This is a genomic window from Mycobacterium neumannii, assembly GCF_002245615.1.
GTDB lineage: Bacteria > Actinomycetota > Actinomycetes > Mycobacteriales > Mycobacteriaceae > Mycobacterium > Mycobacterium neumannii_A.
In genome coordinates, this window is the sequence record NZ_NKCO01000021.1 from 79,255 (window position 1) to 93,277 (window position 14,023).

The 14,023-nt window shown below is 68.5% G+C and carries 16 protein-coding genes; 8 read left to right on the forward strand and 8 right to left on the reverse strand.

Annotated elements, in window-relative coordinates; genetic code table 11:
• Nucleotides 1-63: 63 nt before the first annotated feature.
• Nucleotides 64-564, forward strand: coding sequence for an NUDIX hydrolase (locus CEX88_RS20775; protein WP_094294914.1), 501 nt, complete (start codon nt 64-66; stop codon nt 562-564).
• On the opposite strand, the gene thiE is transcribed toward CEX88_RS20775, so the two are convergent.
• Nucleotides 548-1,219, reverse strand: a complete 672-nt coding sequence (gene thiE / locus CEX88_RS20780) for a thiamine phosphate synthase (RefSeq protein WP_094294915.1) — start codon at nt 1,217-1,219, stop codon at nt 548-550. The genes CEX88_RS20775 and thiE overlap by 17 nt on opposite strands.
• A gap of 151 nt (nt 1,220-1,370) precedes the next feature.
• On the opposite strand from thiE, the gene thiO reads away from it, so the two are divergent.
• Genes thiO through CEX88_RS20810 form a run of 6 tightly spaced genes read left to right on the forward strand, consistent with a single transcriptional unit; the run spans nt 1,371 to nt 7,165 of the window.
• Nucleotides 1,371-2,384: a glycine oxidase ThiO gene (thiO, locus tag CEX88_RS20785; protein WP_094294916.1), complete on the forward strand. Its 1,014-nt coding sequence runs from the start codon at nt 1,371-1,373 to the stop codon at nt 2,382-2,384.
• Nucleotides 2,381-2,578, forward strand: coding sequence for a sulfur carrier protein ThiS (thiS, locus tag CEX88_RS20790; protein WP_064399789.1), 198 nt, complete (start codon nt 2,381-2,383; stop codon nt 2,576-2,578). The genes thiO and thiS overlap by 4 nt, the downstream gene beginning before the upstream one ends.
• Nucleotides 2,571-3,362 carry a thiazole synthase gene (gene thiG, locus CEX88_RS20795; RefSeq protein WP_094294917.1) on the forward strand — a complete coding sequence of 264 codons (792 nt, stop codon included), beginning with the start codon at nt 2,571-2,573 and terminating at the stop codon, nt 3,360-3,362. The genes thiS and thiG overlap by 8 nt, the downstream gene beginning before the upstream one ends.
• On the forward strand, nt 3,359-4,132 hold the full coding sequence (locus tag CEX88_RS20800; protein WP_066846225.1) for an SGNH/GDSL hydrolase family protein: 774 nt from the start codon (nt 3,359-3,361) through the stop codon (nt 4,130-4,132). Before thiG ends, CEX88_RS20800 begins: the two co-directional genes overlap by 4 nt.
• A 28-nt stretch (nt 4,133-4,160) precedes the next feature.
• Nucleotides 4,161-5,696, forward strand: a complete 1,536-nt coding sequence (locus tag CEX88_RS20805) for a M28 family metallopeptidase (protein WP_094294918.1) — start codon at nt 4,161-4,163, stop codon at nt 5,694-5,696.
• On the forward strand, nt 5,693-7,165 hold the full coding sequence (locus CEX88_RS20810) for a M28 family peptidase (RefSeq protein WP_094294919.1): 1,473 nt from the start codon (nt 5,693-5,695) through the stop codon (nt 7,163-7,165). The genes CEX88_RS20805 and CEX88_RS20810 overlap by 4 nt, the downstream gene beginning before the upstream one ends.
• On the opposite strand, the gene CEX88_RS20815 is transcribed toward CEX88_RS20810, so the two are convergent.
• From CEX88_RS20815 to CEX88_RS20830, 4 genes are read right to left on the reverse strand one after another with little or no spacing between them, the layout of a single operon-like run.
• Nucleotides 7,119-8,408, reverse strand: a complete 1,290-nt coding sequence (locus CEX88_RS20815) for a uracil-xanthine permease family protein (protein ID WP_420799235.1) — start codon at nt 8,406-8,408, stop codon at nt 7,119-7,121. The genes CEX88_RS20810 and CEX88_RS20815 overlap by 47 nt on opposite strands.
• Nucleotides 8,405-9,625: an APC family permease gene (locus CEX88_RS20820; protein ID WP_094294920.1), complete on the reverse strand. Its 1,221-nt coding sequence runs from the start codon at nt 9,623-9,625 to the stop codon at nt 8,405-8,407. Before CEX88_RS20820 ends, CEX88_RS20815 begins: the two co-directional genes overlap by 4 nt.
• 14 nt (nt 9,626-9,639) lie before the next feature.
• Nucleotides 9,640-9,981, reverse strand: a complete 342-nt coding sequence (locus tag CEX88_RS20825) for a hypothetical protein (protein ID WP_066846238.1) — start codon at nt 9,979-9,981, stop codon at nt 9,640-9,642.
• Nucleotides 9,982-9,994: 13 nt separating this feature from the next.
• Nucleotides 9,995-10,219: a hypothetical protein gene (locus CEX88_RS20830; RefSeq protein WP_068200324.1), complete on the reverse strand. Its 225-nt coding sequence runs from the start codon at nt 10,217-10,219 to the stop codon at nt 9,995-9,997.
• A gap of 104 nt (nt 10,220-10,323) precedes the next feature.
• Here CEX88_RS20830 and CEX88_RS20835 point away from each other — a divergent pair, with 104 nt between their 5' ends.
• A complete protein-coding gene (locus tag CEX88_RS20835; protein ID WP_094294921.1) occupies nt 10,324-11,565 on the forward strand; it encodes a TetR/AcrR family transcriptional regulator in 1,242 nt (413 codons plus the stop codon).
• On the opposite strand, the gene CEX88_RS20840 is transcribed toward CEX88_RS20835, so the two are convergent.
• Genes CEX88_RS20840 through CEX88_RS20850 form a run of 3 tightly spaced genes read right to left on the reverse strand, consistent with a single transcriptional unit; the run spans nt 11,532 to nt 13,971 of the window.
• Nucleotides 11,532-11,810, reverse strand: a complete 279-nt coding sequence (locus CEX88_RS20840; RefSeq protein WP_066846252.1) for a hypothetical protein — start codon at nt 11,808-11,810, stop codon at nt 11,532-11,534. The genes CEX88_RS20835 and CEX88_RS20840 overlap by 34 nt on opposite strands.
• Nucleotides 11,811-11,829: 19 nt before the next feature.
• On the reverse strand, nt 11,830-13,317 hold the full coding sequence (locus tag CEX88_RS20845; protein WP_094294922.1) for a flavin-containing monooxygenase: 1,488 nt from the start codon (nt 13,315-13,317) through the stop codon (nt 11,830-11,832).
• Nucleotides 13,318-13,359: 42 nt separating this feature from the next.
• Nucleotides 13,360-13,971, reverse strand: a complete 612-nt coding sequence (locus tag CEX88_RS20850) for a DUF4190 domain-containing protein (RefSeq protein ID WP_094294923.1) — start codon at nt 13,969-13,971, stop codon at nt 13,360-13,362.
• Nucleotides 13,972-14,023: the final 52 nt, after the last annotated feature.

Genomic DNA, 14,023 nt, shown 5'->3' on the forward strand with positions numbered 1-14,023 from the left:
GGTCCCACTCTATGAAAGAAGTCTAAGAGTTTCCGGCAGGCAGGGCGGCCCTATTGTTGAGGCGTGCGTGGCGACGGTGACGGATGGGTGGTTTCCCAAGGCCAGGCCTACTGGGGCAGGTACGGCGCGGCCGGCCTCCTGCTGCGGGCCCCCGGGCGCGACGGCGCGCCGGTGGTGCTGCTCCAACACCGGGCGGCCTGGAGCCACCAGGGCGACACCTGGGGTCTACCGGGCGGGGCGCGCGACAGCCACGAGACTCCGGAGCAGGCGGCCATCCGGGAGGCCCACGAGGAAGCGGGGCTGCCCGCCGAGCAGTTGACCGTGCGCAAGGTGGTGGAGACCAAGATCGTCGCGGGCGACGGGGTCAGCTGGAGCTACAGCACGGTCATCGCCGACGCCCAGGAGATGCTGCACACCGTGCCGAACCGGGAGAGCGCCGAGTTGCGCTGGGTGGCCGTCGACGACGTCGCGAAGCTGCCCCTGCACCCTGGCTTCGCCGCCAGCTGGCAGCGGTTGCGCGACGAGTTCGCCTCGATCCCTCTCCTGGTCAACCGGCAGGTCTGAGCGCGGCCTTCAACTGTGCGGCCGCGGCCCGCGGGTCCTCGGCCGCGGTGATCGCCCGCACCACGACGACGCGCCGCGCGCCGGCCGCCAGCACCTGCGGTAACCGGTCGGTGTCGATTCCGCCGATCGCGAACCACGGCTTGTCGCTCTTCAATTCGGCGGTGTGCCGGACCAGCTCCAGGCCGGGCGCCGGGCGGCCCGGCTTGGTCGGGGTGCGCCAGCACGGGCCGACGCAGAAATAGTCGACGGCCTCCTCGACCGCCGCCGCGACCTGGTCCGCGTCGTGGGTGGAGCGCCCGATCACCGGCGCCGCACCGACGATGCCGCGCGCGACCGCCAGCGGAAGGTCGTCCTGGCCCAGATGAAGCACGTCGGCGCCGGCGGCCAGCGCGATGTCGGCGCGGTCGTTGACGGCCAGCAGCGCGCCGTGGCGGCGGGCGGCGTCGGCGAGCACCTCGAGCGCCTCGAGTTCCTGACGCGCCTCCAAGGGGCCCAACCGCTGTTCGCCCGGCGAACCCTTATCGCGCAGTTGGATGAGGTCGACCCCGCCGGCGAGGGCGGCGTCGGCGAACTCCGCGAGGTCACCGCGCTCGCGCCGGGCGTCGGTGCACAGGTACAGCGACGCGCTGGCCAGGCGTTCTCGAGGTTCGTGCACACCGCGACGCTAGCGGCTCGTCGTTGGGGGCCTAACCAGCGGGTACTGTGGGTTGACGAACGCGGGAGTCCCGGGAGCGGGGACTGAGAGTGGGCATTCGAACCTGCCTTTACCGTCGCACCTGATCCGGGTCATGCCGGCGAAGGGAGGGATGTTGACCAACGCAAGCCTGGCCGTGATCGGCGGCGGCGTCATCGGGCTTGCCGTCGCCCGGCGCGCCAGCAGCGACGGCTGGGACGTGCGGGTGCACCGCACCGACGATCGCGGTGCGTCGTGGGTCGCAGGCGGCATGCTCGCACCCCACAGCGAGGGCTGGCCCGGCGAGGAGAAGCTGTTGCAGCTCGGCCTGGAGTCGCTGCACCTGTGGCACGACGGCTTCCTCGACGGGCTGCCCGACGAGGTGGTCACCGCCCGCGAATCCCTGGTGGTCGCCGTCGACCGCGCCGACGCGAGCGACCTCAAGACGGTGGGCGAGTGGCTTGCGGCTCAAGGGCATCCGGTGACGGCGACGACGTTGGCGCGCGACATAGAACCGCTGCTGGCTCAGGGCATCCGGCACGGATTCCGGGCCGAAACCGAACTGGCCGTTGACAATCGGCTGCTGGTGCGAGCGTTGGCCGTGCTGTGCGAAGGGCTCGGCGTGCAGTGGGCGCCCCCCGTCTCCGACCTCACCGAGGTGCAGGCCGACGCCGTGGTGATCGCGAACGGTATCGACGCCCCGACGCTGTGGCCCGGCCTGCCGATCCGGCCGGTCAAGGGTGAGGTGTTGCGGTTGCGGTGGCGCCGCGGGTGCATGCCGGTGCCCCAGCGGGTCATTCGGGCCAGGGTGCACGGCAGGCAGGTATACCTGGTGCCGCGGGCCGACGGGGTCGTCGTCGGCGCGACGCAGTACGAGCACGGCCGCGACACCGCGCCCGCTGTGAGGGGGGTGCGGGAACTGCTCGATGACGCCTGCGCGGTGATGCCCTCGCTGGGCGAATACGAACTCGCCGAATGCGCTGCGGGCCTGCGGCCGATGACGCCGGATGGATTACCGCTCGTCGAACGCCTCGACGAGCGCACACTAATCGCCGCGGGCCACGGGCGCAACGGATTTCTTCTCGCCCCATGGACGGCCGAACGGATCGCGGCCGAACTCGATGTCACGATTGGAGCAATCAAATGAAGGTACTGGTCAACGACGAAGCGGTCGAAGTGGACGCCTCGACGACGGTCGCCGCGCTGCTGGCGCGTCTCGGCTTTCCGGAGAAGGGCATCGCCGTCGCGGTGGACTGGTCGGTGCTGCCGAAATCGGACTGGGACACCGCGCTGTCGGACGGTGCTCGCGTGGAGGTGGTGACGGCGGTGCAGGGTGGCTAGGTCCGGCACACTTCGCGCGAGCGGAGCATCGGTCACGAAGTTGACCATCGCCGGCCGCGAGTTCGGTTCGCGGCTCATCCTCGGCACCGGAGGCGCGGCCAATCTCGCCGTGCTCGAAGAAGCGCTTGTCGCATCGGGGACCGAGCTCACGACGGTGGCGATGCGGCGCGTCGACGCCGACGGCGGCACCGGCGTGCTCGAGCTGCTCAACCGGCTGGGTATCACCCCCTTGCCGAACACCGCGGGCTGCCGGGGCGCGGCCGAGGCGGTGATGACGGCGCAACTTGCCCGCGAGGCGTTGCACACCGACTGGGTGAAGCTGGAAGTCATCGCCGACGAGCGCACGCTGCTGCCCGATGCCGTCGAACTGGTAAGGGCGGCCGAACAATTGGTCGACGACGGTTTCACGGTCCTGCCGTACACCAACGACGATCCGGTGCTCGCGCGACGGCTCGAGGACATCGGGTGCGCGGCGGTGATGCCGCTGGGATCGCCGATCGGAACGGGACTGGGAATCGCCAACCCGCACAACATCGAGATGATCGTCGACGCCGCTTCGGTGCCGGTGGTGCTCGATGCGGGCATCGGCACCGCGAGTGACGCCGCGATGGCGATGGAGTTGGGGTGCGACGCCGTGCTTTTGGCCACTGCCGTGACCCGCGCCGCCGACCCGCCTACCATGGCGGCGGCAATGGCCGCTGCGGTCACCGCGGGACGGCTGGCTCGACAGGCCGGCCGCATCCCGAAGCGGTTCTGGGCGCAGGCGTCCAGCCCATCTCGATGAGACGCTATGTCGCACTGGGCAGTTCGATGGCGGCCGGTCCAGGGATCGGACCCCGCGCCGACGGTGCGCCCTGGTCCGCCGGCCGTTCGGCGCGCAACTATCCGCATTGGGTAGCCGCGAAGCTGGGTCTCGACCTCGTCGACGTGACCTACTCGGGCGCGACCACCGCGAACATCCTGCGCGAACCGCAACACGGTGCGCCGCCGCAGATCTCGGCTCTGACCGGATCCGAAGACCTGGTGACGGTGACCATCGGTGGCAACGACGTCGGCTATGTGCCGATGCTGTTCGCGGCGGGCCTGCCACGCGTTACCCGCAAGCTCCCGCTGCTGGGGACGGTGCTGCGCGGGCAACTGGATCCGCGGGCGCGCGATGACGCGCTGACGCAGGTCGCTGTGGCGCTCGAGGAGGTCGGCCGGACGGTGCGGGCCCGCTCACCTCGCGCGACGGTGCTGTTCGTCGACTACCTCACGCTGCTACCGCCGCCGGGTGTGCCCGCACCACCGTTGTCCGACACCGACGTGGCGACCGGACGCCACGTCGCCGACACGCTGGCGCGGCTGACCGCGGAGGCGGCCGCAGCCACCGGCTGCGGTCTCGTGCGGGCCGCCGAGCACAGCGCCGCGCATCATGCGTGGTCGGCCGAACCGTGGACGACCCGGTTCGGGCTGACCGACTTGGTGAGACCGGGAAGGCCCGCACCCCTGCACCCCAATGCGGCGGGCATGCGCGCCGTGGCCGACCTCATCGTCGCGCAGCTGACGGGTTAGCGCCCGGGCGACGCTAACGTAGTGGGCAATGAGCCACACGAAGGTTTCCAAGCTGTCGAAGACGACGAAGACGATCGCCCTCATCTCAGCCGGCATCGTCGCACTCGGGGGCTGCGGCCGTGACGAGGAGCCCCAACCGGTGGTGCAGCCGCCCACCACCCAGGCGGGGGTGTCGCAGGCCGCCGTGAACTTCGCCAGGTCGCTCGCGCAGCGCACCTCCGCCGACGCCATCTACCAGCATCTGGTCCGGCTGCAGGAGATCGCCGACAACAACGACGGCAACCGTGCCCTGGGTACCCCTGGCTACGACGCCAGCGTCGACTACGTCGCTAACACCCTGCGCGACAAGGGCTTCGACGTGCAGACACCCGAGCTCGAGGTGCGGCTGCCGTTCGCCGACGAACCCGCGCTGACCGTCGGCGGCGACGCGGTCAAGGCCAGACCGTTGAACTTCACGATCGGCACACCGCCGGGCGGGGTGTCGGGCCCGCTGGTCCTCGCGCGCGTCGAGGACTCCCCGGGCTGCACGGTCTCCGACTACGACGGCTTGCCCGTCGAGGGCGCCGTCGTGCTCGTCGACCGTGGCAAGTGTCAGTTCTCCGAGAAGGAGGAGGCCGCCGCCGAACGCGGCGCGGTGGCTCTGCTCGTCGCCAACAGCGAGGACAACGACGAGATGGGCGGCACCCTCGGCGAGGACACGGAGGCGACCATCCCGGTCGTCAGCATCACCAAGGCGGAGGGCGATCGGCTACGGGCCGAACCGGGAGACGTCACCCTCAAGCTGAATGCGGGTGTGCGCAAGGAGCGAACCCGCAACGTCATCGCCCAGACCCGAACGGGCGACACCGCAAACGTCGTGATGGCCGGTGCACATCTGGACAGCGTCCCGGAGGGGCCGGGCATCAACGACAACGCGTCCGGTGTGGCGGCCGTGCTCGAGTCCGCAGTGCAGTTGGGCGGTTCCCCCGACGTTCAGAACGCGGTACGGTTCGGTTTCTGGGGTGCGGAGGAGGTCGGGTTGTTCGGATCGAACAACTATCTGGAGTCGCTGGATGTCGATGCCCTCAAGGACATCTCGCTCTATCTGAACTTCGACATGGTGGGCTCTCCGAACCCCGGCTACTTCACCTATGACGGGAATCAGTCCCTGCCGCCCGACGAGGAGGGCGCGATCGCCCGGGTGCCGGAAGGGGCCGCGGGCGTGGAACGCACGCTGGTGGACTACCTCGACGCGGCCGGAAAACCGGCCGAGGACACCAGCTTCGACGGTCGCTCCGACTACGACGCATTCACCCTGGCCGGCATCCCGGCGGGTGGCACCTTCTCGGGCGCCGAGGCCAAGATGACGCCCGAGCAAGCCGAGCGGTGGGGCGGTGAGGCGGGTCAGCCGTTCGACCCCAACTACCACAAGGAATCGGACACCCTGGAGCACATCGACCGCACCGCACTCGGTATTCACGGGGCGGGCGTGTCCTACGCCGTCGGTATCTACGCTCAGGACCAGGGCGGGCCGAACGGAATCCCCACGCGCGATCTGCGCGTCCGTCACCCGCTCGCGTCATGAAGAGATGGGCGGCCGGCGCGGGAGTCGTGATCGGAGTCGTCATCGGGGTCGTCGCAGCCATGACCTCGTGCTCATCGCCGGAGCCGGCGCCGGCGTCGCCACAGGAGATAGCGGACAAGGTCACCGCCGACGCGATGTTCACCCACCTGCAGAAACTGCAGCAGATCGCCGACACCAACGGCGGTAACCGCGCCAACGGCAAACCCGGATACGACGCCACCGTCGACTACGTCGCACAGTTCCTGCGCGACAAGGGATTCGACGTCCAGACCCCTGAGTTCGAGCTGCTCGACCGCAGTGTGGGCGGCAATCCGTCGATGCGGGTGAGCGGGCGCGAATATCCGGTCGACCAGGCCTCCCTGCTGATCACCACGCCGCGCGGCGGGCTGAACGCCGTGACCCTTCGCCCGGCGAAGGCCGCCGGTTGCCGGACCGCCGACTACGACGGCACCTCGGCGCGGGGCGCGATCGCCATCGTCGACGACACGGGCTGCTCGGTGGTCGCCAAACAGAACGCGGCCGTGTCGGAGGGCGCCGTCGGCCTGCTCGTCGTCAGCTCGCCCGGCGGCGGCGGGAGCCCGGCGGGCCTGTTCACGCCCGGCTACTACCAGGACCTGACCGTTCCCGTCGGGGTCATCGGCCGCGAAGCCGACGCCGCCCTGCGGCGAACCTCGGCGCCGGTACGCCTCGTGCTCGACCGTAAGCCGGTCATGAAGAAGACCCGAAACCTCGTGGCGCAGACCAAGACCGGGGACACCCGTAACGTCGTGCTGGCGGGTGCGCACCTGGACAGCTCGGCAGCCAGCCCCGGAGTGAACGACGATGGAACGGGTATCGCGGCGCTGCTGGAAACTGCTGCGGCACTGGGTCCGCAGCCACCGGTCACCAACGCCGTCCGCTTCGTGTTCTGGGCCTCGGAGGAGAACGGGCTGGCCGGACCGACCAGGTATGTGCAAGGGCTCTCGCCCGACGAACTCGGAGACATCGCACTGTATCTGGGCTTCGACATGCTCGGTTCACCGAATGCCGGCTACTTCACCTACGACGGTGACCAGTCCGCTACACCCAACCCGGCCATCCCCGCGCGGTCGGTGCCCGCGGGTTCGGCCGGTATCGAGCGGATGCTGGCCGGCTATCTCAACACGGCGGGCGTGCGGCCCGCGGACATGCCGCTGAGCGAATTCACCGACTACTACCCGTTTCTCGCTGCCGGCGTGCCGGTCGGCGGCCTGACTGCCGGTTCGTCACAACGTAAGAGCGAGATACAGGCTCGGCTTTGGGGCGGGCGGGCAGGTGTCCCCTTCGACCCGAACTACCGCACCAAGCGCGACACCGTCGAGAACGTCAACCGCGACGCGCTGTCGGTCCTGGGGCCTGCGGTCACCTACGCCGTGGCGACCTACGCGCGGTCGGTCGACGGCGTCAACGGTGTTCCGCCCCGGGACCAACGGCAGCGGGCCGCTCGCTAGCCTGCCGGAATCCCAACAGCCGCATGCCGTGATAGACCGCCAGGGCCGCTATCGAACCCAGCGCGATTCCGGTGAAGGTCAAGGTGCCTGCGTGCCAGGTGAAGTCGGCGATGCCGATGATCAGCGGGATGGCCGCGGTCATCTGATTGACCGGCCGGGAGAAGTCGACCCGGTTGGTCAGCCAGATCCGGACTCCCAGCACGCCGACGAGGCCGTAGAGCACCACGGTCGCCCCACCGAGCACGCCGGCGGGTATCGCCGAGATCGCCGCGCCGACCTTCGGGCACAGCGAGAGCAGGATCGCCACGGCGCCCGCAACCCAGTACGCCGCAGTGGAATACACCCGCGTCGCCGCCATAACGCCGATGTTCTCGGCGTATGTGGTGGTCGCAGAGCCGCCACCGAAACCGGCCAGCGTGGTGGCCACACCGTCGGCGGCCAGTGCCCGGCCCATCACCGGGTCGACATCGGTGGCGGTCATCTGGCCGACCGATTTCACGTGCCCGATGTTCTCGGCGACCAAGGCGATCACCGCGGGCAGAAACATCGGCAACACCGCGACGGTGAACGTCGGCGCCTGGAACTCCGGCAGCCCGAGCCACGGGGCGGCGGCGATCGGTGCGGTGTCGATCTCACCGAGCACCAGCGCGAGCAGGTATCCCACCAAGACGGCCAGGAAGATGGCCAGCCGGCCGATGATGCCGCGGAAGAACGCCAGCGTCGCCACCAGGAGCACCAGGGTGAGGAGCCCGACCACCGGACCCTGTTCGAAGTTGGCTTTGGCCGAGGGCGCCAGATTGAAGCCGATCAGCGCGACGATCGCGCCGGTGACCACCGGGGGAAGTGTCACGTCGAGCCAGTGCGTGCCGACCAGATGGACCAGGCCGCCGATCGCCACCAGTGCGAGACCGACCGCCACGAGTCCGCCGAGGGCGCTCCCCGTTCCGTGCGAGGCGACCGCCGCGGTGACCGGTGCGATCACCGAGAAGCTCGAACCCAGGTAGCTGGGCAGTCGGTTGCCGGTGATGAGCAGGAACAGCACCGTCCCGACACCCGAGAACAACAGCGTCGTCGCCGGTGGGAAGCCGGTGAGGACGGGGACCAGGAAGGTGGCGCCGAACATGGCCACGACGTGCTGGGCGCCGAGTCCGATCGTCCGGCCCCAGCCGAGACGTTCGTCGGGTGCCACGACGAAGTCATCGCCGGGGTCGGCGTCGACGCGCTTCCAGCTCAGCTCGATCACGGTCTAAGACGGTAAGCCAGCGCGCCCGCGAGCACCACGCAAGCGCCGGCCAGGACCGACGGCCCCGGAAGCAGCAACGCGAGCACCACACAGCCCGCCAGCCCGACCGCCGGGACCGTTCGGCGACCGAGGGTCCAGGCCGAGGCGTTGGCGATCGCGTAGTAGACGAGGACGGTGAATGACGAGAAGCCGATCGCGGTGCGGACGTCCACGGTGGCGGCGAGCGCGGCCACGACGACGCCGACGACGACCTCGGCGCGGTGTGGGCTGCCGAATCTCGGGTGCACGCGCGACAGCGTGTGCGGCAGGTGGCGGTCGCGCGCCATCGCCAGCGTCGTGCGCGACACCCCGAGGATGAGCGCCAGCAGTGACCCGAGGGCGGCCACCGCGGCGCCGACCCGCACGAGAGGCTCCAGTGCTGGGAAGCCGGCCGAGGTCACCGCGTCGGCGAGCGGTGCGGCTGCCGAAGCTGTTGCCGCGCTTCCTAATTCGGCGACGACAGCGGCAGCGACGAGAGCGTACACCGCGAGCGTGATGGCCAGAGCCAGCGGTATCGCGCGCGGGATGGTGCGGGCGGGGTCGCGGACCTCTTCGCCCAGCGTCGCGATCCGTGCATAGCCCGCGAACGCGAAGAACAACAGTCCTGCGGCCTGCAGCACGCCGGCGACGGAGACCTCGGCGCCGGGCGACAGGCGGGCCAACTCGACCTCCCCGAAACCGAGGACGGTGATCACCACGGTGCCCAGGACCGCCAGAACCAGGGCGACGATGACGCGCGTCAGCAGCGCCGACTTACGGATGCCCGCGTAGTTCAGTGCGGTCAGTGCGGCGACCGCCCCGACCGCGACGCCACGGGCCGCCTCGGGCCACACGTAGTAGCCGACGGTGAGCGCCATCGCCGCGCACGACGCGGTCTTGCCGACGATGAAACTCCACCCCGCGGTGTAACCCCAGAACCGGCCGAGCCGCTCACGCCCGTAGACGTAGGTGCCGCCGGACTCGGGGTACCGCGCGGCCAGCCAGGCCGACGAGGTGGCGTTGCAGTAGGCCACGACGGCGGCGACCGCCAGCCCGATCAGCAGGCCCGAACCGGCCGCCGCGGCGGCCGGCCCGACGGCGACGAAGATGCCCGCGCCCAGCATCGAACCCAGCCCGATGACGACCGCGTCGAAGGTGCCGAGCCGGCGGGGCAGCGCAGGACCGGCCGGCGTGCTCACGCCGGAATGCTAGATCAGGCGTTGTTGTGGTGCGGATGCAACGACTCGCGGGCGGAGGTCGTCGCCGAGGCGACAAGCGCCACGAGCAGCCCGGCACCGCCGAGCAGCGCCAGCGGTACCGTCCACAGCCGTCGCATCAGCAGCGCCGACTCACACTGCTCGACGTAGTTCGTGTCGCCGCCGGCCGCGGCCGCCTGGGACAGGTCACTGAGGTACCCGGTCCCACATTTGACCTGCCAGCCGTACTGGTCGTAGCTGTCCAGGAAGACCGGAAAGTTCAGCGCCAGCAAGGCGGCGCCCAGCACGACGGCGGCGATGATCCCGGTCCATGCGAGACGGTGGTGGTGGTCGGACACTGTGTTCCCCCGTTCATGTCATACACACGTCAGCGAACAGCAGCACCGGCCATGAGGCGATCGACCCCAGATACGAAACGACCAGGTCGGCGCCGGTCATGCCGTGCAGGTGGTCGGTGTGGGTGGTCGACCAGAACACGCCGACCAGCAGGTACGGCGTGCCGAGGACGAGCGCCACCACGATCAGCTCACCGATCGTGACCTGAAAGCCCAGAAGCTTGCGGAGCCCGCCGAACACACCATTATGTTAATCGCCATTCAGTGTGGTCTGGCAAGTTCGGAGCGATACCGACAGCGGTACTGGACCGGTGTGGCGGGGCTTGGTCCGATATCGTGTCTGCCATGTCGCGCACTCGGCCGGCGAGCGGTGACGCGGTCCGGCGCCGGCCGAAAGACCGAAAAGCCCAGATCGCCCGGGCATCCGCCGAGGCGTTCAGCACCCTGGGGTTCTACGGCGTGAGCATGGAGTCGATCGCATCGCGGGTGGGAATCTCGGCGGCCGCCCTTTACCGGCACTACGCGAGCAAGTACGACCTGTTCCGCGACGCCGTGCTCAGTCTGGGCCAGCAGCTGGTGGATGCCACCGCGTTCATCGACGAGGCCGATCTCGAGCACCCCGAATCAGAACTGCGCCGGGTGGCCGCGGCGCTCATCGAGACCGCGATGGCTAACCGGGAGTCGGGTGGGCTGTACCGCTGGGAGGGGCGGTATCTGCGCGGCGACGACCAAGCGTCGCTGATCGCGCAGATGCGTACCGTCAACCGCCGCATCCAACGCCCCATCTGTGCCATGCGTCCGGATCTGACCTCCCATCAGCGCTGGACGTTGTCCATCGCGGTCCTGTCGGTCACCGGCAGCATCGTCGACCACCGGGCGAAGCTGCCCGCCGGCCAGGTGCGGGCGCTGCTGTCCGATCTCGCGACAGCGCTGGCCGCCACCGAGTTGCCCCACGGCGACGACGTCCCCGAGCAGCCGGTGGCACCCGTTCCCACCGCCGTCGAGCCATCGCGATATGAAGCGCTGCTCAACGAATCCATGCGCTTGTTCAACATCAAGGGATACCGCGACACGGGCATGGAGGACATCGCCGCGGCCGTCGGCATGCCCGCGTCGGGGATCTACCGGTACTTCGCGGGCAAGAGCGACATCCTGGCCGCTGTGTTCCGACGGGCGGCCGACCGGCTCTCCGACGAGCTGACCGCGATCACCGCTGCCAACGCCGACCCCGAGGACGCCCTCACCGCGGTCATCGACGCCTACGTGGCCAGGTCGTTCGCACATCCCGAACTCGACTACGTCTACTACTCCGAGCGGCTGCACATGTCGCCGACGGATCAGAAGATCCTGCGAAACATGCAGCGCACCACCGTCGAATCGGTGGTGGAGTTGGTGGTCGCCGTGCGCCCGGAGTGGACGCCGAGCCAGGCCAGGTTCGCCGTGCACGCGGCCATGGCCTTGGTGATCGACCTGGGCCGGTTGATGCGTTACGCGAACTCGCCGAAGAACCGGGCGATTCTGCAGCGGCTGCTGGACGTGACTCTCTTGGGCCGCTACCGGTTACGCGCGACGTTGCCCGCCAAGTAGGCGAGGTAGCCGAGAGTACCGACGACGGCGAGTTTGCGTGTCTTGCGGGCGGCCAGCCCGAGCCCCAGCACCGTCTCGACACCGCCGTTGACGTAGATGAACTGGCGGGTGTTGTGTGGGAACGCCTGTACCGTCACCGATTCGAACAGCTCCGGCTTGACGAAGTGGCTGAGACCGACCCCGGCGAGGCCCAAACCGGCCACCGTGGCCGCGCGCGAACCGCTGCTCGATTCCTGAAGTGACACAGCCGGTGTTCCTCTCTGCTCACGCAATTCGATAGTCGCTCAGAGGATACTGTGACGCCTCTTTGATGGCTCTGCGGGTCGCCACCGGCTGCAGCAACGTGGCCTCACCGTTGGGGTCGAAATAGTACGACCGTGAATCCGCGCAGTTGCCCGCCATAAACACCGAGTTGCCCATGAGCTTGGTCATCCGGTCGAGGTAGCGAGCGTTGGCGTCCTCGGTGACCTCGAATGTCGTTGCACCCCGGCGCTTCATCTCGCCGAACAGCCGATCCATGTGGCGCATCTGGTATTCCACCGTGTTGAAGAAATTCAGCCCGAGAAAGGCATAGGGGCTTGCCATACTGAGATAGTTGGGGAAGTAGGGCACCGTGACGCCCTGATAAGCCTGAAACCTCGTGTCGCGCCACCACTTCCCCAGGTTGCGCCCCTTGCGCCCGATGATCTCGATTGCCGGGATGTTCGCCTCCCACAGATCGAAGCCCGTCGCCAGCACAAGCGTGTCGATCTGGGCCTTCGTTCCGTCGGTCGAGACGACGCCGTCGGGTTCGATGCGCTCGATCTCCGAATTCCGCAGGTGCACATTCGGTTTGGTGAAAACCCGGTAGTAGCTGTTGGAGAACGTCGGGCGTTTGCAGCCGAAGTCGTAGTCGGGGGTCAACTGCATCCGCAGCTCGCGATCGCGCACGGACAAGAACCGATGCATCTTGGCCACGTCGGACGCCGCAACGTTCAGGCGCCGGAACAGGAGCTGTCGGTGGCGGAGCCCGACGAAAAGAAAGAACTCATAGATCACGTCGGTGACGGCCCGAAGTGCGCGCTGCGTCAAGGGCACCCGGGAGAACAACCGCTTGACGGGCTTGGGTATGGGGAAGTCGAGTCTGGGTACCACCCAGACCGGCGTGCGCTGGTAGACGTTCAGGTCGGCCGCTTTCTTGGCCAATTCCGGAATCAGCTGCACCGCGGTCGCACCGGTGCCGATGACCGCCACCCGACGGCCATCGAGGTCGTAGGTGTTGTCCCACGCGGCGGTGTGGATGATCCTGCCCGCGAAACTCTCGATACCCGGAATCTCGGGGATGTTCGGCTGCGACAGGAACCCGGTGGCTGTGATCAGGTAGCGCGCCGACAGTGTTTCGCCACCGGCCAGCGTGACCCGCCACACCTCGGTTTCCTCATCCCAGCAGGCGCCCTCGACGAGCGTGTTGAACCGCATGTGCTTACGCACGTCGTACTTGTCGGCGACGTCAGCGGCGTACTGCTTGATCTCGTCACCGGTGGAGTACAGCCGCGACCAGTTCGGGTTGGGCTCGAAGTAATACGAGTAGGTGGTCGTCGGCACATCGACCGCCAACCCGGGGTAACGATTGACGTGCCAGGTGCCGCCCAGGTCGTCCTCGCGGTCGAGGATGACGAAGTCCTGATATCCCATCCGCTTGAGCTGGATGGCCGCGCCGATCCCCCCGAAACCCGCGCCGACGATGACGGCGTCGAGTAGTTCCGAAGTCATAGGAAAACGGTACCGCAGCGACCAGGCAGTATCGGGGAGGCGTCAGCCCTTTAGCGAGCCGGTTCGCGGCGGATCGAGCGTCGCAATGCAGGTAACGGCCCGGTCACCCTGCTCCCAGGTTTCGGCCGTGGGATAGAGCACATACAGCTGAACGGAACTGTCTGTCATCGCTTCCGGCGCGTAAGCGGCCAATTCGGGGCTGCACTTCTCGGCGTAGGCGTCGATCGCCGCCTGGCCGGGAAACTCGTCGTCGGGCATCTGGAGGACCGCGAACACCTCACCTGCGTGGGCCTCGTCACATCCGATCGTCTTCACGGTCAGCACCCGGGTATTGGCCGGGATCTCGGCCAGGCAGTCGCCCTCCTTGACGTCGATCGCGGTCACCGTGCCGTTGCCGATGAGGAAGTACACCAGCAGGGCGACGACGGCCACCGCAGCCCACAGCGCCGACAGCACCAGCCCCGCTATCGCCAAGCCGCGGCCGCCCTGGCCCTCCCTGGCTTTCTTCAAGCCGACGATGCCGCAGACGACGCTGATCAGAACGCCGCCGAGTAGGCCGAAGACCAGCGAAACGATGGCCCACCAGTTCGTGGGGCGATCTTGGGGCGGCGCGTAATAGGACCCCTGTTGCGCGTACGGCTGTCTCCTATACACCTCTCCGAGCCCCCGAACCTAGGCATGCGCTCGTATGCCGCCTTCTGCCTGA